Consider the following 20,600-nt stretch of genomic DNA (forward strand, 5'->3'; position numbering starts at 1 on the left):
TGCATGCGCCTTGCCACCGTGTTTAGATCCCTTGTGCTGCTGGCGCTGACAAGCTGTTGCAGTCTTGCCATCGCGGCCAGCCCGATCGATGCGTTGAACCATGCACGCACGTTGATCGTGGTGACCACCGCGGACTGGGACAGCACCCAGGCGCGTCTGCGCACCTTCACCCGTGTGGATGGCGAATGGCAACCGGCTGCCCATAGCTTCGCCGTTGCGCTTGGGCGGCAGGGCAGTGCCTGGGGCGAGGGCCTGCATCCTGTGCAGATGCAGGGCCCGCAAAAGCGCGAAGGCGATGGTCGCAGCCCTGCCGGCGTCTTCGCCATCGGCCCGGCGTTCGGCTATGCGTCGAAGATCGACAGCGCTATGCCATACCAGGCGATGAGCGCTACCCATTACTGCATGGATGTGCCCAGCTCACCGCTGTACAACCGCATCGTCGATGCCGCGCAGGTGGGCGAGGCGGCCGTTGCCGGCTCGACCGAGCCGATGCGTCTGGATCTGCGCCACGCAGGCGATGCGCGTTACAGCGAGGGCTTCGTCATCGCGCACAACCCCAGGGCCGTTCCCGGACGCGGCAGCTGCATCTTCGCGCACTTGTGGCGTACACCAGGCCAGTTCACCGCCGGCTGCACCGCGATGGCAGCGGCCGACATGCAACGCTTGCTCGCCTGGCTGAAGCCGGACGATCATCCGCTGTTCGTGCTGCTGCCACGCGCCGAATACGCGCGCCTGCACACTGCATGGCACTTGCCTGCACTGACCGGGGACGCGCCATGAGCACACCGCAGCCCGCGCCGGACGCGGCAGGTTTGGTCCGTGTCGTCAGCCGGTGGCAGATCGTCGGCCTGTCGATCAACGATGTCATCGGCAGCGGCATCTACCTGCTGCCTGCCGCAACCGCCGCGCTGCTCGGGCCGATGAGCCTGTGGGCCGTGATGCTGGCCGGCCTTGCAGTCGCCTTGCTGGTGCTGTGCTACGCGCAAGCGGGCAGCTACTTCGATACGCCGGGCGGCAGCTATCTCTACACGCGCGAAGCATTCGGCCCGTTCGTCGGTTTTCAGATTGGCTGGATGATCTGGCTCACGCGCATCAGTTCGGCGGCTGCCTTGAGCAATGGCCTGGCCGACGCAGTGGCGCGGTTCTGGCCCACCGCCGCCACCGATCCCTGGGCGCGCTTGCTGGTCGTCGTCGGCTCGCTGGGCCTGCTCACCGCGATCAACGTGATCGGCGTGAAATCGGCCGCGCGCACCGGCATCGCGCTGGTGATCGGCAAGCTGGTGCCGTTGTTGCTGTTCGTGGCGATCGGCCTGTTCTATGTCGATTGGTCATGGGCGTTTGCCGGCACCGCGCCCGATCTGCGCGACCTGGGCAATCTCGATGAAGCGGCCTTGCTGCTGCTGTTCGCCTACGCAGGTTTCGAAAACATTCCCGCAGCCGCTGGCGAATACCGCAACCCGCGGCGCGATGTGCCATTTGCGTTGATCACCATGATCGTCACCGTCACCCTGATCTACGCCGCGGTGCAGGTGGTGGCGCAGGGCACCCTGCCCAACCTTGCGGCCTCGCCGACGCCGCTGGCAGATGCCGCAAGCCGATTCGGTGGCGAAGCGTTGGCACTGATCCTCACCGTGGGCGCCACCATTTCCATCCTCGGCACCACCAGCAACACCGTGATGCTCGGCCCGCGCTTTCTGTTTGCGCTTGCACGCGATGGCTATGGCCCTGCGTTTCTGGCACGCGTGCATCCGCGCTTCCATACGCCCGCCGCGGCGGTGCTCACGCAGGGCGCGTTGTCGCTCGCATTGGCGTTGTCGGGATCGTTTACGCAGCTGGCGTTATTGTCGATGGTCACCCGCCTGTTCGCCTACATCGGCACCGCCGCAGCAGTGATCGTGCTGGCGCGCAGGTACCGGCAACGCACCGAGACGTTGCGCCTGCCCGGCGGACCGGCCATCCCCATCGCCGCCTTGGTGCTGTCGCTGGGCCTGCTGGCCAGCGCCAGTTGGCAGAATCTGGCCGCAGCAGGCGTGGCGCTTCTGGTCGGTTGGGTGTTTTATCTGTTTCCGCGCAAGCGGCTTGAAGGCGGCTGAGGGCACAACCAACTGCTGTTGAGCAGTTTTTGACGCGGCATGCCCGCACCACACCATATTTTCTGCATGTTGCCGTGCATCGGATAGTGAGATGCTCCCCGGGCGACCTGCGATTTCGCGGCATGCTCGCACAGCGCTCACGCAAGCCTAACCGCATGAACCCAACGCTGAGCTTCTACCTGCATGGGAGCTTGCGATGAAACTTCGCCATGTCTACAGCACCGCCGATCTCGACGGCGCTCAGCGCGTGCTGCAGGCCGCGCGCAGTGCCGGCATCGACAACGATGCGCTGTCGTTGATCGCCCGCTCCGATATCGAACTGCGGGACGTCCCAGACGAACGCAAGGACGTCAAAACCGACTTCCTTCCCGCTGCCGCACGCGGCGCCGCCACCGGTGGTGCGGCTGGCCTGGTGGCTGGCCTGGTCGCCATCGCAGTCCCCCCGATTGGGCTGACCTTGGCCGGCGCGGGCGTCATGGCACTGGCTGGCGCGCTGGTCGGTAGCTGGTCATCGGCGTTGATCGGCGCCACGGTGCCCGATCCGGTACGCCGTCAGTTCGAAGAGCAAATCCAGGCCGGGCGCGTGCTAGTGATTATCGATGCAGAGCAGCCGGCGCTGCAGGAGGCAGAGGCCGCCATGGTGGCTGCCGGTGCAACCCCATTGCCGTATGAAGCGGCCTCGGCGACCACCTGAAGCGCCATCCAAGACCGTCCTCCCTCCAGCGCAACGCTGCCGCGATCACGCGTTGAGAAGCCTGGGCTACGGCGCCGTGTCGAACCTGCTGCGTTGATGTACTCCTCACCTGCCATGGCAATGAAATTAACGGCAAGCGACCTAGGGTAATCCGAACATACACCACGGAGACGCGCATGAACGTGCCGTATCAGATTCCGGGCCGGGCGCCGGACGAGGACCGCAGCCAGAACGTATCGACGTATTGGCGCGAACGCTTCACCGAAGAGCCGTATTACACCGAAGGCGATCGCTACGAAGACTACGAAGGCGCTTATCTCGCAGGTTATGAAGCGCGTATCCGCGACAACGCGCGCGCTTACGACCAGGTCGAAGCCGAGTTGCATCGCGATTGGGAGGCCAGGCGCGGCACCTCGTCGCTGAGTTGGAGCAAGGCGCGGCATGCAGTCAAGCGCGCCTGGGAAAACGCGGCCGATTTCGTCACTGGCGACGACACGCATAAGCGCTAAAACGACAACGCCACCGTCGAGGTGGCGTTGTTGCATCACACGATCTTTCGCGTATCAGTCCAGTGCCGGCGGCACGCTGCGCGCACTACGCGATGCGTCACTGATCTCCATCGCATCGCGGGTATTCTTCTGTACCGCAACTGCACCAAACAGGCTCAGCGCATAGGCCATTGCGTAAAATCCTTTCTCGCTCAGCAACAGCGTGGCATTGATCAAGCCGATGGTCAGCAGCACCAACGCAACAATCAGCGAAAACCAGCAGATGGCATAGTACAAGCCGGTCACCGGAATTCCATCTGCGCGGTCACGTACGCTTTTCTGCAACGAGACAGAGGCGAACAAACCGAACAACAATAGCGTGAAGTAGTAGCCCTTCTCGTTGAGCAACATCTGGGCATTCCACAAACCCACCAGATACGCCGCACCGCCCAGCAATAATGCGGCCCAGGATGCGGCGATAAAAGCAGGCGAGGTTTTTTGCGTGGCCATGGAAACTCCCTTTCTATGGTGGAACGATGCACGAAATACGACGTTGTGAGACGCGGGCGTCCTGCAGACAGTGATCTGCAACAAGGGCGCCCCCGGCGACGTCGTGTAAGGTACTTGAAAACCCGACGCGGGACACGTTGCGGGAGGGCTGCAGCGTGCCGCGCCCATCCCCAGGAGGACCCCATGTCTGTCCGTCGTCTGCTTGCCCTGGCCTGCTCGGCCACCCTGTTCACTGCCGGCACTGCAGTTGCCGCGCCCGCAGCCGCCCCCGCGGCCTCCATTCCCAAAGCACAGTGGCCATTTCAGGCCACCACGGTCGCCGATTTCGACGAACCCTGGGCAATGACCTTCCTGCCCGATGGCAGCTTGCTGGTCAGCGAAAAGCGCGGCGCCTTGATGCGCCTGGACACTAAGACCAAACGCAAGAGCGCCGTCACCGGCGTGCCGGCGGTTGCCTACGGTGGTCAAGGCGGTTTCGGCGATGTGCTGGCGCATCCGCGCTTCGCCAAGAACGGGCTGGTCTACCTGAGTTATGCCGAGCCGGGCGAAGGCGACACGCGCGGCGCTGCGGTGGCGCGCGCCAAGCTCACGCTGGATGCAACCGGCGGCGGCACGCTCTCGGACCTGAAGGTGATCTGGCGCCAGGATCCCAAGGTCACCGGCAATGGCCACTTCGGGCATCGGCTCGCGTTCGGGCCCGATGGCAAGCTGTGGATCAGCTCCAGCGAACGGCAGAAGTTCACTCCTGCCCAGGACATGAAAGCCAACCTCGGCAAACTGATCCGGCTCAACGACGACGGCAGCGTGCCGGCCGACAACCCGTTCGTTGCGCAAGGCGGCGTTGCTGCGCAGGTGTGGTCGTTGGGCCATCGCAATATTCTTGGCCTGGCCTTCGACAGCAAGGGCCGCCTGTGGGAACACGAAATGGGTCCGCTCGGCGGTGATGAGTTGAACCTGATCCAGCGTGGCGCCAACTACGGCTACCCGATCGTCTCCAACGGCGACAACTATGACGGCACGCCGATCCCCGACCACAACACGCGTCCGGAGTTCGCCGCACCCAAGATCAGCTGGACGCCGGTGATCTCGCCAGCAGGTTTTGTGATCTATAGCGGCAAGCAGTTCCCGGCATGGCGCGGGAATGGCTTTATCGGTGGGCTGTCGTCGATGGCGCTGGTGCAGGTGTCGCTGGGCGACCAGCCGCGCGAAGTGGCCCGTTACGACATGGGCGCACGCATCCGCGAAGTGGAGCAAGGTCCCGACGGCGCGCTCTGGCTACTGGAAGACGAAGCCAGTGGCAGTACCGGGCGTCTGCTGAAACTCACGCCCAAGAGCAAGGCCGCGGTCGAAAGCGACGCTTGATCGATTCCGCGGCATGCGCCGGTGCATCTGACGCGCTGCACCGGCAAGCGCGATGGCGACATTGGACAGTCGTCATCGCATTTGACCACGACGTCAGCGGGCGCTTCGCGCTGTAACAGTGGCCGCCCGTTCGCACGATCGCCGCGCCGAGTGTGCCAAGCGCGCTTCTATCAGCGTTCCAGCAGTTCGAAGGTCACTGCCTCGCCGCTCTTGGCCGACGCGCACACCCATATATCGAACAGACCCGGCTCCGCACCGAAGACGCACTTGTGGTTGGTGAAGGCCAGCGCATCGCGCTCCAGCGTGAACACCACGTCCTGGCTCTCGCCGGGCTGCAGCAATACCTTGCGAAACCCCTTGAGTTCGCGCACCGGGCGCACGCGACTGGCCACGCGATCGTGCACATACAACTGCACCACTTCCTCGCCTGCGACCTTGCCGGTGTTGCTGACGCGCGTGGTGATGGTCAGCGCCTCATCCCAGCCGAGTTGCGCCGCGCTCAACTGCGGCTGCGCATACGCAAACGTGGTGTAGCTCAAGCCATGCCCGAACGGATACAACGGCTCGTTGGGCATCTCGCGCCAACGCGCTTTGTACTCGGACAGGGTCGGCAATTCCGGGCGCCCGGTGCGCAAATGGTTATAGAAGTACGGCTGCTGCCCGGTCACCTGCGGGAAGCTGATCGGCAGACGCGCCGACGGGTTGTAGTCGCCGAACAACACATCGGCCACACCGGTCCCGGTCTGCGTGCCCAGGTACCAGGTCACGGCAATCGCGTCGGCATCGCGCACCGCACCACTCAAGGCCAGCGCGCGGCCATTGCGCAACAACACCACCATCGGGGTGCCGGTCGCTGCAATCGCTTCAGCCAGTGCCTGTTGCGCCGGCGGCAAGGTGATCTCGGTGCGCGATTGCGCCTCGCCACTGAAACGCTGCGGCTCGCCCAACGCCAGCACCACCACATCGGCCGCCTGCGCCGCATCGATCGCAGCGGAAATGCCACCCGGCAGCGCCTCTTCCAGTCCGCAGCCCGCCACCACGCTCAGATCCTCGGTGCCGACCACCGCACGCACGCCCTGCTCCAGGGTCACGTAGCGTTCCTTGTCGCCGAACAGGGTCCAGCAGCCCTCGATGTTTTCGCGGTCCTGCACGAACGGGCCGATCAACGCGATGCGCTGGCCGCTCTTCTTCAGCGGCAACACGCCGCCTTCGTTTTTCAACAGCACGATCGAGCGCCGCGCGGCATCGCGCGACAACGCATCGTGCGCCGGCAGATGCGTGGTGTCGGCTTCGCGCGCCGGGTCCAGCGAGCGATACGGATTGTCGAACAGCCCGATCGCTTCTTTGAGCTGCAGGATGCGCCGCACGCTGGCATCCAACGTGGCCATCGGCACCTCGCCGCTTTCCACCAGCGACGGCAAATGCGCGGCATAAAAGCCGCTTTGCATGCTCAGGTCCAACCCGGCCAGGAAGGCCTTCTTGGTCGCGTCGCGCTCATCGGCGGCATAGCCGTGCGCGATCAATTCCATGTCGGCGGTGTAATCGGAAATCACCACGCCGGGGAACTGCCATTCGCCGCGCAGGATCTGCGTCAGCAACTCGTGGTTGGCGCTGGCCGGCACGCCGTTGATGTCGTTGAAGGACGACATCACGGTCAACGCGCCGGCATCGAAGGCGGCCTTGAACGGCGGCAAGTGCACATCGCGCAAGGTCTGCGGCGCAATGTCGACGGTGTTGTATTCCATGCCTGCCGCCACTGCGCCATAGGCGGCGAAATGCTTGGGCGTGGCCAGCAGGCAATCGTGAGCGGTCAGGTCGCTGCCCTGGAACCCGCGCACACGGGCAGCGGCAAAGGCCGCGCCCAGCATCACGTCTTCGCCGGCACCCTCGGCACCACGGCCCCAGCGCTGGTCGCGCGCGATGTCCACGGCCGGCGCGTAGGTCCAGTGCAGGCCGGCAGCGGTGGCCTCGATCGCGGTGGCGCGCGCGGTGCGCTCGGCCAACGCCGGCTCGAAACTGGCCGCCTCGCCCAGCGGAATCGGGAACACCGTGCGCATGCCGTGGATCACGTCGGCGGCCAGGATCACCGGGATGCCCAGACGGCTCTCTTCCACGGCGACTTTCTGGATCTGCACGCCCAGCGCGGCGCCCACGCCATTGAACAGCGAGCCGACCCGACCCAAGCGCACCTGCTGCAACACCTCGTCGGCATTGAGCACATTGGCCTCGGGATTCACGTCCGGCGCGAACGGCCGCACCATGTCGGCGAACACACCCAACTGTCCGACCTTCTCTTCGACGGTCATCCGGGCAATCAGGGTTTCGATGCGATCAGCAGCCATGAGATCCTTGAGAAAACGTTTACATGGCCGTCAATTCTAGCCTGACGCGCCTGCGGGGAGGCAAGTTTTAAAGGCCGGGATTCGAGATTCGGGATTTGTAGAGGCCGGTTGCACGGCATGTTGCCCGCCGGAGCGGCAGCGGCGCAGCGCCTGGTCCACCGCAACCGTCGATACTCCGGGATCCACGCATGCAGCGATAAGCCAGCCAGGCGAGCGGTTCGCGACAATCAGGCGGCGCGTTCCCGCTCGATGATCACGCCCACCGCCTGCGCGCCGCGCACCGCCCCCGGCTTGCTCAGCTTCAACCGCAGCCAGTGCACGCCGAATTCGTCCAGCACGAGCGCCGCGCAGCGCTCGGCCAGCGTCTCCACCAGCCCGAAGTCCGAGGCTTGCACGAACTCGATCAAGCGCTTGCTCACCGCCTTGTAGTTCAGCGTATCGGCAATGTCGTCGCTGGCCGCCGGAATGCGGTTGTCGAATCCCATCTCCAGATCGAACCGCAAGGTCTGGCGAATGCGGCGCTCCCAATCGTAGATGCCGATCAGCGCATCGATGTCGAGACCTTCAATAAACACTTTATCCATGGGAGCCGGGATTTGGGATTGGGGAGTCGGGATTGGCAAGAGCAGGCAAACAAGAGCAGAGCACACAAGAAACCGGGCTACGAATCCCCAATCCCCACTCCCGAATCCCGCGCCGCCGCCAGTGGCGGCAAGCCCGCCATATCCCACCGCGGTGTCACATGCACCGCCGCATCCGCATGCTCACCGGCCTGCAGTCGCAGCGCGCCGGCGAAGGCGATCATCGCGCCGTTGTCGGTGCACAAGGCCGGGCGCGGGAAACAGACCCGGCCGCCGCGGCGCTGGGCAGCCTCTTGCAGACGCGCGCGCAGGCGCTTGTTTGCGCCCACGCCGCCGGCCACGACCAAGGTGTCGCAGCCGGCCGCGTCCAGCGCGCGCAGGCACTTGATGGCCAGGGTGTCCACCACCGCGTCTTCGAAGCCGCGCGCGATGTCCGCCCGGGTGGTGTCGGACTGGTCGCTGGACCGCCAGGCCAGCAGCACCTGGGTCTTGAGCCCACTGAAACTGAAATCCAGGCCGGGCCGGTCGGTCATCGGCCGCGCGAACTTATAGCGCCCCGGCGTGCCGGTTTCGGCCAAGGCGGCCAGCTGCGGGCCGCCCGGGTACGGCAGGCCCATCATCTTGGCGGTCTTGTCGAAGGCTTCGCCGGCCGCATCGTCCAGCGTCTCGCCCAGCACTTGGTAGCTGCCCAGCGCCTTCACCGACACCAATTGGGTATGCCCGCCGGACACCAGCAAGGCCACGAACGGCGGCTGCGGCGGGTCGTCTTCCATCAATGGCGCCAGCAAGTGGCCTTCCATATGGTGCACGCCGATCGCCGGCACATCCAATGCCCAGGCCAGCGAGCGCGCCACGCCGGCACCGACCAACAATGCCCCGACCAGCCCCGGCCCGGCGGTGTAGGCCACACCATCCAGTTCGTCGATGCGCAGCCCGGCCTCGCCCAGGGTCTGGCGGATCAGCGGCAGCAACTTGCGCACGTGGTCGCGGCTGGCAAGCTCCGGTACCACGCCGCCGTATTCGGCATGCAGCGCGATCTGGCTGTAGACCGCATGCGCGCGCAGCGCCGGCACGCCGGACAATTCGGTGTCGTAGACCGCTACGCCGGTCTCATCGCACGATGATTCGATCCCAAGAACTTTCACGGCAGCTCGGCATGGGGAGATGCCGCTATTTTCGCAGCTTTTGCGCTGCGCAGACCGGCCGATGGCAAGATGCTGCACCGCCCTGCCGTGCCGGCCGCATATGGCCCGGGCGCATGCTTTATTCGCGTCGCGGCGGCAAATTCTGCCAGGGGCTTGCAGGTCGGCGGCAAGTCGTTATAATGAGCGGCTCGCCGGGGCAACCCGGAAATTCCGTCACGCAAGTCCGCTCGCACCCGCCCGGGGCTCCCGGACGGAAATCCCACTTCTGGAGAACACATGCCCAGCGTTAAAGTCCGCGAGAACGAGCCCTTCGAATTTGCGCTCCGCCGTTTCAAGCGCACCTGCGAAAAGGCCGGCGTGCTGGCCGAAACCCGCAAGCGCGAGTTCTATGAAAAGCCGACCCAGGAGCGTAAGCGTAAGGCTGCCGCTGCCGTGAAGCGTCAGCTGCGTCGTTCCTCGCGCGACGTCACCAAGCGTCAGCGCTTGTACTGATCGAACGCGGTTCCTTGCCGATGGGTCTGCGCAGAAGGCGCGACCTATCGGGAGCGAACCCAAGAGCCGGCACGCGCAAGCGTCGCCGGCTTTTTGTATTGGTCCGCCACGCGGTATTGCGCGGGAGACGTCAGGCAATCCGCGCGACGCGCGGCGAGGCATCTCTCCACGCACGCCCTGCCCCCCCGTTCGGCCGAGGTACCCAGCCCGATTGGGCGCCTTGGCCACCACTCGATACCTACACTCAGGAGTTACCGCATGTCCATGAAGCAGCAGCTCACCGATGACATGAAGGCCGCCATGAAGTCCGGCGACAAGCACAGCCTGGGCGTGATCCGGCTGATCAACGCCGCCATCAAGCAGAAGGAAGTGGACGAGCGCATCGAGATGGACGATGCCGCCGTGATCGCCGTGCTCGACAAGATGGTCAAGCAGCGCAAGGACTCGGTCACTCAGTTCGAAGCCGCCGCGCGCGATGACCTGGCGCAGATCGAGCGCGAGGAGATCGTGGTGATCGAGCGCTATCTGCCGGCCAAGATGGGCGAAGCCGAGATCGTGGCTGCCATCCGGGCCGCGATCTCCGAGACCGGGGCAAGCAGCCCGGCCGATATCGGCAAGCTGATGGGCGCGCTCAAGCCCAAGCTGGCCGGTCAGGCCGATATGGGCCTGGTCTCGACGTTGGTCAAGCAGCAGCTGGCAGGCTGATCGATCGCCGCAGCGCCCTGTGCCACGGCCAGGGCACTGCGACGAGTGCGGCACTGCCTGCCGCATCACCGAGCGGCGTTTCCAGTGGAAGGCGGACCTCTTGACACGCAGTGATGTTGCAGGACGCCACTGGAGCGCCAAGGCCGTTGCACATCTACGACACGCAACGCATCAGGCAGGGCGCGCGCCCTCGTTCAAACGCGCATGGCCATGCATGCGGCCGAAGCGTTCTGCACAGTTTGCGTCCCTGTCGTCGCGTGGACTCCGGCAGTTCCAATCACGCGGCCCTACAGGTACATCGGCAACTGGCGCACATCGAATGAGCTGACAGACACACCGCGCGCGTTGCTCACGACGCGCAACAGACTGCGCGTACCAGGTGCACCGCCTGCTGCTTCGCCCATAACACGTGCGCGCTTTCACCCGTCCTTCGATCCGGCCCTGCTAGAACGTGGACGCCAGCGCAGGCATGGGCAAGGTCTTTCCGCATACCGACTTTGCCCTGACGTCGCCTCCGCGCCAACGGTATGCGCCAAGGATCCTCCCGCCGGTGACGACGCTTTCCTCCGCCTATCTGCACAAGCATCTGAGCCGTCTGCAGCGCAGCGTTCCGATGGCGCTGCTGAACCGCTTCATCGAGATCGACGTGATGACGCAGGCGGCGTCGTTGTCGTTCTACGCGCTGCTGTCGCTGGCCCCGTTGCTGGTGCTGCTGTTGTGGCTGACTGCCTCGCTCTATCCGCCAGCGCAAGAAGCATTGGTGCAGCAAATCGGGCAATTGGCCGGCGGCAGCGCGGCCGAAGTCGCGCAGACCGTCATTCGCAATGCCACCGATCAACCTGGCGTTGGCTCACTGGCCGGCGTATGGAGCACGCTATTGCTGTTCATCGGCGCCACGGCGGTGTTCGCGCAGCTGCAGAACGCCTTGAATTTGATCTTCCGCACCGACAAGCAACGCCTGGACGGCTTGATGGCCTGGCTGCAGAAGCGGGTGTTCTCGTTCGGGGTGATCCTGGCGCTGGGCTTCTTGCTGATCGTGTCGATGATTGCCACCACCGCGCTGCAGGTGGTCTTTGCGCGCCTGCCCTCGGTCCTGCCGGCAGTCGGTTACGTGACCACGCTGGCCCTGTACTCGCTGGCGTTCGCGTTCCTGTATCGCTACCTGCCCGATCGCACCGTCGACTGGCGCCAGGCGTTCCTGGGCGGGGTCATCACCGCGGTCTTGTTCGCGCTGGGCCGCTACGCCATCGGCGTGTACATCGCCACCGCAGCGCCGGGTAGCGCCTATGGTTCGATGGGGACATTGGTCATCCTGCTGGTGTGGATGTACTACGCCTCGGTGGTGTTCTTCGTCGGCGCCTTGATCACCGCGGTGATCGACGAGCGGGTGCGCTCGCATCGCAAGCTGCGCGAGGCGGGCGTGGACCCGGAGCATCCGCCGGTGATCGTGCCGCCTGCCGATGCAGCGCCTGCATCTTCAGCAGCGGAGTCGCAGGCGCTGCCACGCGGCTGAGGACTGCTGCAGTGCCTGCCTCGCCGGCCTCTTCGGCGGGGGCGACGAAGTGCTGGCAGGCCGCTGAGATATCCTAGCGGGATGGCCCGCATCCCCGACGCGTTTATCGACGAACTGCTTGCACGCACCGATATTGTCGAGGTGGTGGGCGGTCGCGTGCCGCTCAAGCGTCAGGGCAAGGAATATTCGGCGCGCTGCCCGTTCCATGACGAGCGTTCGGCCTCGTTCACGGTGTCGCCGACCAAGCAGTTCTATCACTGCTTCGGCTGTGGCGCGCACGGCACCGCAATCAGTTTCCTGATGAATTACGACCGCCTCGAATTTCTCGATGCGGTCGACGAGCTGGCCAAGCGCGCCGGCATGGAAATCCCGCGCGAGACCCAGCAGCGCACGCCGCAGCAGCAGGACGACAGCCGCGAGCTGTACTCGGCATTGGAAGCGGCCACCAAGTTCTTCCAGCGCCAGCTCGAGGGCAGCGAACGCGCCCGCGACTATCTGGACGGGCGCGGCGTGGATGCCGACAACCGCGCGCGTTTCCAGATCGGCTATGCGCCCGACGGCTACAGCGCATTGAAGGACACCCTGGGCACCGATGCGCGGCGCATGAGCGTGCTCGAGCGCGTCGGGCTGTTTTCCAAGAACGATCGCGGCCATGTGTACGACAAGTTCCGCGACCGGGTGATGTTCCCGATCTTCGACCGCCGCGGCCGCGTGATCGCCTTCGGCGGACGCACCATGGGCGCGCCGGCCGACGGCCGCGACCCGGGGCCGAAGTACCTCAATTCGCCGGAAACCGCGCTGTTCCACAAGGGCCGCGAGCTGTATGGTCTGTGGCAGGTGCGGCAGGCCAATCAGAAGATCGAGCGGCTGATCGTGGTGGAGGGCTACATGGACGTGGTCTCGCTGTTCCAGTTCGGTGTGACCCAGGCGGTGGCCACGCTGGGCACCGCCACCACGCCCGAACATGCCGAGCTGCTGTTCCGCAACGCGCCGGATGTGTATTTCTGTTTCGATGGCGACAACGCCGGGCGCAAGGCCGGCTGGCGCGCGCTCGAATCGGTGCTGCCGCGCATGAAGGATGGCCGCCAGGCGTTTTTCCTGTTCCTGCCCGATGGCGAGGACCCGGACACCATCGTGCGCAAGGAAGGCGCGCAGGCCTTCGATCAGCGCCTGAAACAGGCCACGCCGCTGTCGCAGTTCTTCTTCGACGAGATGTCGCGCGAGATCAACCTGCACACGCTGGACGGCAAGGCGCGCCTGGCCGAACGTGCGCGCCCGCTGTTGGCGCAAATCCCCGAAGGCGCGTTCGGCGATCTGATGAAACAGGAACTGGCGCGCCTGACCGGGGTTGGCGCCAGTTCGTCTGCGCAGCAGCCCGCACCCAGGCCGCGGCCGCCTGCCCGCATGGGCGCGCCCACGCAGAAACGCAGCCTGGTGCGTGCGTCCATCGCCATCCTGCTGCAACGGCCGTCATTGGCGATGAGCCTGGAAGGCGTGCATGATTTTTCCGGGCTGCGCCTGCCCGGGATCGACTTGTTGATGGAATTGCTGGACCTGGTCCGGCAACGCCCGGAAATCAGCACGGGCGCGCTGCTGGAGCACTTCGCCGAGCGCGAGGAACTCGCTGCCTTGCAGAAGCTGGCGGCGCAGGAACTTCCCGGCGACGAACACAGTTGGACGCTTGAGCTGCATGACGTCGTCGCGCAACTCGACAAGCAGTTGCTGCGTCAGCGCGTGGAAGAGCTGCAGGCCAAACAGCGCGCGCAAGGGCTGGACGACACCGACAAATACGAAATGCGCGAACTGCTCAAGGCGCTCGCAGCGTTGTGATGCAGCGCTGTGCGGCTGGACGCAGCGCAAGGCAATCGCGCACCGCCGGGCCGTTTCAGGCGCGAACGCTGGCGTCGATGCCACAGGCAAGGCCTGCACGCATCGTAGAATGGTCCATACCAGGCGCAAGATCGCGCGCTACCGTTGGATCTCGATGAAGAAGCTGCTGGCGCGGTTGCGCATTGACCCCTTCACCCTCGCGCTGCTGTGCACGGTCGCACTGGCCTCGTTTCTCCCGGTCTCGGGTACGGCCGCTGCAGTCATGGACGATGTCACCGACGTGGCGATCGCGGCGCTGTTCTTCCTGCACGGCGCGCGGCTGTCGCGCGAAGCGGTCAAGGCCGGCGCGTTGCACTGGCGCCTGCATCTGGTGATTCTGGGCTGCACCTTCGTACTGTTCCCGTTACTTGGGCTGTTGTTCAAACCACTGGCGCATCTGGTACTGACGCCGGAGCTGTATGTCGGCGTGCTGTTCCTGTGCGCGCTGCCGTCCACGGTGCAGTCCTCGATCGCGTTCACATCGATGGCGCGCGGCAATGTGCCGGCCGCGGTCTGCGCGGCTTCGCTTTCCAGCCTGCTGGGCGTGTTTTTCACCCCGTTGCTGATGGGCGCACTGGTCGGCAGCCAAGGCGCGATGGCGCATCCGGCCGAGGCGATCGGCAAGATCCTGCTGCAATTGCTGGTGCCGTTTCTGGCCGGCCATTTCATGCGCCCGTGGATCGGCGGCTGGGTCGAACGCCATCGCGCCGTGCTGCGTTACACCGATCAAGGCACCATTCTGCTGGTGGTCTATACCGCCTTCAGCGCATCGGTGAACGAAGGGCTGTGGCAGAAGACGCCGCTGCCTGCGCTGCTGGCGGTACTCGGTGCTGCAGCGTTGTTGCTGGCCATGGCGATGCTTTCGATCACCTGCATCGCGCGGCGCCTGCACTTCAGCCGCGCCGATGAAATCGCCATCGTCTTCTGCGGCTCGAAAAAGAGTTTGGCCACCGGCGTGCCGATGGCCAAGGTGATGTTTGCCGGCGGCGGGCTGGGCGCGATCGTGTTGCCGATCATGCTGTATCACCAGCTGCAGCTGATCGTCTGCGCCGTTGTGGCCGCACGTTATGCGCGCGGTGCCTCTAACCAGCCGCAAGGCGCAGCCGAGCGCCATTGACGATGCGCCGCGCCAGCGCCTGCCCGCTGCGCATTGCGTAACAGCAATTCGCATCGCCGCAAATCCGGGTTGTAAGCAGATGTACAACGGTTATGACGCACTCCGGCCCTGGCCCGCCAACGGTCGCTAGAGTGCGTGATCGACCTTCTGCCGCCCCACGGTGATTTGCCATGACGCTGTCGCTGCGACGCCCTTCTCCATCCTTGATCGCGCTGCTGGCAGTGCTGGCTGCGCTGACCGCCTGCAACAAGCCAGCACCGCCTGCGGCGCCCGCACAGCCCAAGACAGCGTCCACGCCGGCAGCCGCTGCCGGCATCGCCTGGCGCGAGGGCGATGTGGAAGACGCTTTTGCCGAAGCCAGGGACAGCGGCAAGCCGATCCTGTTGTATTGGGGCGCGGCCTGGTGCCCGCCCTGCAATCGCCTCAAGGCCACGCTGTTCAAGGATCCGGCCTTCATCGCGCGCACCCAGCAGTTCGTAGCCGTGCACCTGGACGGCGATTCGGAGGGCGCGCAGGCCTGGGGCGAGCGCTTCGGGGTCAAGGGCTACCCCACCATCATCGTGCTGCGCCCGGATCGCAGCGAAATCACCCGGCTGGCCGGCAATGCCGATAACGCACGCCTGGCCGAGGTGTTGCGGGTTGCGGCCAAGAGCACCAGCACCGCCCAGCAATTGCTCGACAAGGCGCTGCACACGCCACAACAGCTCAGCGCGGACGACTGGGCCGTACTTGGCAACTACGCCTGGGGCACCGACGACCGGCTGGTCAAACCCGATGACGCCGCCGACGTGCTCACCCGGCTCTCGGCATCGGCGCCACAGCCGGCACTGCAGCGCAGCTTCGCCCTGGCCGCCATCAGTGCCGCCAAACACCCACCGGCTGCCAGCAGCGCCAATCGCACACTGCTGGAAACGGTGTTGGCCGACCCGGCAGAAGTTCGCGCCAATCTCGGCACGCTGAACTATGTGCCGGCGCGCCTGGTCACCGCCGCCAGCAATGAAGCCGGCGTGCGCAGCACGCTCTCCAACGCACTGAATCAGGCCTTGGACAAGGTCTACGCCGATCCTTCATTGCCGATTTCCGACCGGCTTGGCACCGCGTATGCGCGCATCCAGCTGGCACGCCTGGCACAAGGCCAGCCCACCGAAACCCAAGCCGAAGGCCCGCAACCGCCGCTACCGAAAGACGTGGTGGAGGTCGTGCACCAACGCGTGCAGTGGGCCACCGACACCGCCAAGACCGACGAGGAGCGCCAATCCACCATCAGCACGGCCGCCGCGTTGCTGAGCGAGGTCGGCGATCGCAGCGCGGCAGAGCAATTGCTGCTGGCCGAGTTGTCGCGCAGCAAGACGCCGTACTACTACATGCCTGAGCTGGCGGATCTTGCCGAACAACGCGGCGACAAGAAGACCGCCCTGTTGTGGCTCAAACGGGCCTACGACAGCGCGCAAGGCCCCGCCACACGCGTGCAGTGGGGCGTGATGTACGTGGATGGGCTGATCCGGCTCAGCCCGGACGACACTGCCGGCATCGAGAGCGCGGCCGCCCAGGTGATCGGCGAGTTGGCCGGTCAACCGGATGGTTACCGGCAACGTACCCGTCAGCGCTTCACCACCCTCGGCACCGCACTGAAGACCTGGAGCAAGCAGCACCGCCGCGAAGGCAGCGCAGTGCTGGCACGTCTGCAACAGAAAATGCAGTCCAGCTGCGACAGCAAAACTACCAGCGAGTGCGCCAGTTGGCTGAGTTGAGTCGTCACAGCGCTGCCGTGTGCTGGCAACGCGTGATGATCAGAAGCTTGCAAGCGGCAAACCGCGGCGGCGCCTGCTGAGGTGGACGCCCCTGGTGACCTCGACGCGCCGCACGCGGCGCCTCATCCGGCGATCTTTCGCCACGCGCCGCAGGCGCGCTATAGACGTGATTTATCCATACGCTGGTTGCCACGCAGTCCGTGGCGGCAGACCTACCGCGGTGCCGCTCGTCCTATCGCAGCGACTAGCGCACCCACGGCAGCAGCAGATGGTCGACCATCAGGAAGGCGAACAACGCCATCAGGTACACGATGGAGTACCCGAACATCTTCATCGAGAACAGTTCGTCCGGCGGGTTCAGCATGCGCCACGCGTACCAGAGGAACACCGTATTGAGCACGACCGCACCGCCCAGATAGAACACCCCGCTCATGCCCACCGCCACTGGCGCCAAGGTCACGATCGCCAGCAACACGGTGTAGACCAGAATCTGCTTGCGCGTATGCGGCACCCCATGGGTCACCGGCAACATCGGGATGGCCGCCTTGGCGTAATCGGCGCGACGAAAGATTGCCAACGCCCAGAAATGCGGCGGTGTCCAGATGAAGATGATCAGCACCAGCAGCGAGGCATTGATCCAGTCGGCGCTGGTCGGCAGCCCGGTCACAGCGGCCCAGCCCAGCATCGGCGGCGTGGCGCCGGCCAGGCCGCCGATCACGATGTTCTGGGAGGTCGCGCGCTTCAGGTAGACGGTGTAGATCACCGCATACCCGATCAGCGAGGCAAAGGTCAGCACGGCGGTGATGACATTCACCCACACCACCAGAATGGTCATGGAGATCACGATCAGCACGCCGGCGAACACCAGCACCTGCCAGGGCCGCACCTTGCCCACCACCAGCGGGCGCCATGAGGTACGCGCCATCTGTGCGTCGATCTTGGCGTCGAGCAATTGGTTGATCGCTGCCGCCGCTGAAGCCGCCAGCCAGATGCCCAGGAAGCCCAGTGCGCCGGTGCGTACCTGCACCCAGGTCGGCATGTCGGGAATGGCCAGGAACATGCCCACCAACGCGGTGAACACGATCAGTGCCACCACCTTGGGTTTGGTCAGATCCCAATAATCGCGTGCGCTGACGGCCATGCTCACTCCGGCGCGCGCAGCCGCGCCAGCAGCGAGACCAGCACGAACAACAACGCCACCGCCCCGCCGTTATGCATGACCGAGACCTCCAGCGGCAGCGCCAGCTTCACGTTGAGCATGCCCAGCGTCACCTGCACGGCGACCAGCAGCGCAAGCGCCGCAGCCCACACCCGCATCCCCGGCGACCGCGACAAGCGCCAGGCCAGCCACCATAAGTACAACGCGGTCGCAATCGCCCACAGCCGGTGCGCCATCTGGATGGCGATACGCGCCGCGCCATCCAGCACACCGCCTTCGTAATCCACCCCGATGCCGCGCCACAGCGTGAAACCTTCACGGAAATCGTGTGGCGGCCACCACTGGCTGACGCAACGCGGAAAATTGTCGGCCGACCAGCTGCCGCCGCCACACGCCAGCGCGGCGTAGTTGGCGCTGACCCAGCCACCGAGCGCGATCTGCAGACCCAGCACTGCCACGCCCAGGCGCAGCAGCCACTTCAAGCGCGAGGCGTCGGCCAGGGTGATCGGCAGATGCGTCGCACGCCAGGCCATCCACACCAGCAGCGAGAACATCAGCATGCCGCCCAGCAGGTGCCCCATCACCACGATCGGCTTGAGCAGCAACGTCACCGTCCACATGCCCAGCAACGCCTGGAAGATCACCACCGCCAGCGTCAGCACCGCTGCACGCGCCAGATCGATATTGCTCCAGCGCAATGCCGCCAGCAGCAGGATGGCCTCGCCGGCGATCGCCACACCGAAGGCCACGGCATGCCAGCCGGACATGTAGAGCGGAATCGACAACGCCACCAGCAGCGCGGCCGACACCACCTGGGCAATGCCCATGCGACGGCGACGCACCGCCAGCAACGACAAGACCAGCACTTCCACGCCCAACGCACCGGCCAGGAAGCGGTGGACCTGTTCGCGCCAGGCCTTGTGCGATTCCAGCGGGCGGATCTTGCTGGCCACGTGCGTGTTGGCTTCGTCGCTGGTCTGCGGCCAGGTCACGCGGCCGTAGCAGGTCGGCCAGTCCGGGCAGCTCATGCCGGCATCGGACAAGCGGACGAACGACCCGAACAAAATCGTGCTCGCAGTGAACAGCGCGGCCAGCCAGGCCATGCGATGGAAGTGACAGAACAACGCCGGTGGCGCAAACAGGTTCATCGAAACGGGCTCACATCAGTTTCAGCAGCTTGACCAGATCCGACCGCAAGCCAGCCGGGTCGAAACCGGGGGCGTAACGCAGGATCACAAAGCCATTAGGGTCGATCACATATACCGGCACGCCGGCCGCATCGGTGCCGCGCGGCAATGCCTGGCGCAAGGGGGCATCGTCGCGTAGCACGCGCAATGCGGGCATCGGCCGCAGCCCGGCCGGCGGCGTACCGATCCACAGCACCTCCACCTTGTCGGCACGATGCCCGAGCAGTTGCCACACCTTGTCCAGCGCTGCGGCCAACGCCACGCACTGCTGCGTGCAATCGGCCGGCGGCGCCACTGCAATGCGCCAGATGCGCTCGCTCGGCGCCCACGCATAGGGCTGCCCGTTCGCACGTACCGGCACCAGCGCCCGCAGATCTGCGGGCGGCTTCAGCAGTTCGCCGTTGTTGCGCATGGAAGCCGGCTGCCATCCGGAGAAGCGCAGCACGCCGGCCAGCAACATCGAGCCGAAGAACAGCACTGCCAGGGCAATCAGCATCCTGCGGCCGCGTTTGACCGAATGCGGCGTGGCCGATGTGGAGGAGGTCATGCCTGCGATTTTCTCATGCCGCAGGCGTCAGTGCCTGCGGCGGCGGCGGCGCGCACGCCATGTCAGCAGCGTTGCGGCCGCCAGGACCGCGGCGGCCAGCCCGAACCATTGCACCGCATAACCCAAGTGCCGCGCGGGTGGCAGCGTGTTTGGCAGCATGTCCAGATCGCGTGTGTAGCCAACCGGCAGTGCAGGGTCCAGGCGCAAGACCTGCGACGAAATGTCGCGCCTGCCAAGCGTGCTGCGTAGGGCCTGCAGATCCAGTCGGGTGGCCAGCCAGGTCTGCGCCGCAGCCCCCGGCGCCAGCGCCGGCCCGATCGCCAATCCCGCCGACGGCGGTGCGCTCAAGAGTCCCTGCACCGTCTGCACGCCTTTCAGCGCAACGATGCCGGGCAACTGCCGATCAGCCGGCAATGGCAGCCAGCCCAGATCAACCAGCACGCCTGTCGATACGCCTTCTGGCGCTGCCAGTTGATACACGCGCACGCCGGCACGCCCGTCGTGCAGCTGATTGTCCAGCAAGACCAGTTGCGGCAGGAAGCGAACGCTTCCACGCACCCATGCCAACTCATTCGGCGTCGCCAGCGCCTGTGCCAAGGGCAGCGTGGTGTCTCGCACATGTGCGGCACGGTCCAGCAAGGCTTGCTTGCTATGCATCCGCTGCAATTGCCAATGCCCAAGCGCCGCAAAACCCGCGCTCACCAGCAGCGCCAGACACCAGCCAAACACCGCCGTGTGCTTGCGCGTCATGACAAGCGACGCAAAAAGGCGTGCAATGCCATCACCACGCCGACTGCACCCGGGGCTGTTGTGAACGATTCGCTCAAGACGCTGCTGATTGTCGCCTTCCTGATCGTGATCCTATGGAACCTGGGCGCCGGCCTCTACTACCTGCTGACCGACCGCGGCCAGACCAAGCGCACCGTCAACGCCCTGACCTGGCGCATCGGCCTATCGGTGGCGTTGATCGCCATCGTGATCCTCGGCATCTATACCGGCTGGATCAAGCCGCATGGGCTCGGTCGCTGAGGAGCCGGGATTGGGG

The 20,600-nt window shown here is 65.4% G+C and carries 20 protein-coding genes; 12 read left to right on the forward strand and 8 right to left on the reverse strand.

Annotated features, from left to right (window positions below; genetic code table 11):
• Positions 1-3: 3 nt before the first annotated feature.
• The 4 genes from J7367_RS12670 to J7367_RS12685 all read left to right on the forward strand — a co-directional run bounded on the left by J7367_RS12670 (position 4) and on the right by J7367_RS12685 (position 3,296).
• Entirely contained in the window at positions 4-780 is a 777-nt protein-coding gene (locus J7367_RS12670) for a L,D-transpeptidase family protein (protein ID WP_057658656.1), read from the forward strand.
• On the forward strand, positions 777-2,093 hold the full coding sequence (locus tag J7367_RS12675) for an amino acid permease (protein WP_057658658.1): 1,317 nt from the start codon (positions 777-779) through the stop codon (positions 2,091-2,093). The genes J7367_RS12670 and J7367_RS12675 overlap by 4 nt, the downstream gene beginning before the upstream one ends.
• A gap of 196 nt (positions 2,094-2,289) precedes the next feature.
• A complete protein-coding gene (locus J7367_RS12680; RefSeq protein WP_022560168.1) occupies positions 2,290-2,787 on the forward strand; it encodes a hypothetical protein in 498 nt (165 codons plus the stop codon).
• Positions 2,788-2,963: 176 nt separating this feature from the next.
• Positions 2,964-3,296: a hypothetical protein gene (locus J7367_RS12685; protein ID WP_057658660.1), complete on the forward strand. Its 333-nt coding sequence runs from the start codon at positions 2,964-2,966 to the stop codon at positions 3,294-3,296.
• Positions 3,297-3,350: 54 nt separating this feature from the next.
• On the opposite strand, the gene yiaA is transcribed toward J7367_RS12685, so the two are convergent.
• A complete protein-coding gene (gene yiaA / locus J7367_RS12690; protein WP_057658662.1) occupies positions 3,351-3,785 on the reverse strand; it encodes an inner membrane protein YiaA in 435 nt (144 codons plus the stop codon).
• Between the two features lie 183 nt (positions 3,786-3,968).
• On the opposite strand from yiaA, the gene J7367_RS12695 reads away from it, so the two are divergent.
• Positions 3,969-5,147, forward strand: a complete 1,179-nt coding sequence (locus J7367_RS12695) for a PQQ-dependent sugar dehydrogenase (RefSeq protein WP_007966555.1) — start codon at positions 3,969-3,971, stop codon at positions 5,145-5,147.
• A gap of 170 nt (positions 5,148-5,317) precedes the next feature.
• On the opposite strand, the gene J7367_RS12700 is transcribed toward J7367_RS12695, so the two are convergent.
• From J7367_RS12700 to tsaD, 3 genes are all read right to left on the reverse strand, one after another.
• A complete protein-coding gene (locus J7367_RS12700; protein WP_057658664.1) occupies positions 5,318-7,489 on the reverse strand; it encodes a glycoside hydrolase family 3 N-terminal domain-containing protein in 2,172 nt (723 codons plus the stop codon).
• Between the two features lie 227 nt (positions 7,490-7,716).
• Positions 7,717-8,073, reverse strand: coding sequence for a dihydroneopterin aldolase (folB, locus tag J7367_RS12705; protein ID WP_003484603.1), 357 nt, complete (start codon positions 8,071-8,073; stop codon positions 7,717-7,719).
• 77 nt (positions 8,074-8,150) lie between these two features.
• The gene (gene tsaD / locus J7367_RS12710) at positions 8,151-9,215 is read right to left on the reverse strand and encodes a tRNA (adenosine(37)-N6)-threonylcarbamoyltransferase complex transferase subunit TsaD (protein WP_057658666.1); all 1,065 of its coding nucleotides are present in this window, start codon (positions 9,213-9,215) and stop codon (positions 8,151-8,153) included.
• Between the two features lie 276 nt (positions 9,216-9,491).
• On the opposite strand from tsaD, the gene rpsU reads away from it, so the two are divergent.
• The 6 genes from rpsU (at position 9,492) to J7367_RS12740 (ending at position 16,662) form a co-directional block, all read left to right on the forward strand.
• Positions 9,492-9,707: a 30S ribosomal protein S21 gene (gene rpsU, locus J7367_RS12715; RefSeq protein WP_002808376.1), complete on the forward strand. Its 216-nt coding sequence runs from the start codon at positions 9,492-9,494 to the stop codon at positions 9,705-9,707.
• Positions 9,708-9,965: 258 nt separating this feature from the next.
• Positions 9,966-10,412 (forward strand): GatB/YqeY domain-containing protein, encoded by a 447-nt coding sequence (locus J7367_RS12720; protein WP_005911504.1) that lies wholly within the window; start codon positions 9,966-9,968, stop codon positions 10,410-10,412.
• 469 nt (positions 10,413-10,881) lie between these two features.
• Complete coding sequence (locus J7367_RS12725; RefSeq protein ID WP_022560170.1) at positions 10,882-11,925, forward strand: YihY/virulence factor BrkB family protein; 1,044 nt, start codon at positions 10,882-10,884, stop codon at positions 11,923-11,925.
• 81 nt (positions 11,926-12,006) lie between these two features.
• Positions 12,007-13,755 carry a DNA primase gene (gene dnaG, locus J7367_RS12730; protein WP_057658668.1) on the forward strand — a complete coding sequence of 583 codons (1,749 nt, stop codon included), beginning with the start codon at positions 12,007-12,009 and terminating at the stop codon, positions 13,753-13,755.
• Between the two features lie 109 nt (positions 13,756-13,864).
• A complete protein-coding gene (locus J7367_RS12735; protein ID WP_033481321.1) occupies positions 13,865-14,911 on the forward strand; it encodes a bile acid:sodium symporter family protein in 1,047 nt (348 codons plus the stop codon).
• A 170-nt stretch (positions 14,912-15,081) separates the two neighbouring features.
• Positions 15,082-16,662 (forward strand): thioredoxin family protein, encoded by a 1,581-nt coding sequence (locus J7367_RS12740; protein ID WP_007973573.1) that lies wholly within the window; start codon positions 15,082-15,084, stop codon positions 16,660-16,662.
• A 244-nt stretch (positions 16,663-16,906) separates the two neighbouring features.
• Here the strand turns inward: J7367_RS12740 and cyoE are convergent, their stop codons facing one another.
• The 4 genes from cyoE to J7367_RS12760 are packed head-to-tail and all read right to left on the reverse strand — an operon-like array spanning position 16,907 to position 20,305.
• Positions 16,907-17,803, reverse strand: coding sequence for a heme o synthase (gene cyoE / locus J7367_RS12745; protein ID WP_057658670.1), 897 nt, complete (start codon positions 17,801-17,803; stop codon positions 16,907-16,909).
• Positions 17,804-17,805: 2 nt separating this feature from the next.
• Positions 17,806-18,969 carry a COX15/CtaA family protein gene (locus J7367_RS12750; RefSeq protein WP_057658672.1) on the reverse strand — a complete coding sequence of 388 codons (1,164 nt, stop codon included), beginning with the start codon at positions 18,967-18,969 and terminating at the stop codon, positions 17,806-17,808.
• A 10-nt stretch (positions 18,970-18,979) separates the two neighbouring features.
• Positions 18,980-19,555, reverse strand: coding sequence for a hypothetical protein (locus J7367_RS12755; RefSeq protein ID WP_007966542.1), 576 nt, complete (start codon positions 19,553-19,555; stop codon positions 18,980-18,982).
• A gap of 27 nt (positions 19,556-19,582) precedes the next feature.
• Complete coding sequence (locus tag J7367_RS12760) at positions 19,583-20,305, reverse strand: SURF1 family protein (protein WP_057658674.1); 723 nt, start codon at positions 20,303-20,305, stop codon at positions 19,583-19,585.
• Between the two features lie 60 nt (positions 20,306-20,365).
• Between J7367_RS12760 and J7367_RS12765 the strand changes: the two genes are divergently transcribed.
• On the forward strand, positions 20,366-20,584 hold the full coding sequence (locus J7367_RS12765) for a twin transmembrane helix small protein (RefSeq protein ID WP_003484642.1): 219 nt from the start codon (positions 20,366-20,368) through the stop codon (positions 20,582-20,584).
• The last annotated feature ends 16 nt before the right edge of the window (positions 20,585-20,600 follow it).

The organism is Xanthomonas sp. D-36-1 (genome assembly GCF_017746155.1).
Lineage (GTDB): Bacteria > Pseudomonadota > Gammaproteobacteria > Xanthomonadales > Xanthomonadaceae > Xanthomonas > Xanthomonas cissicola.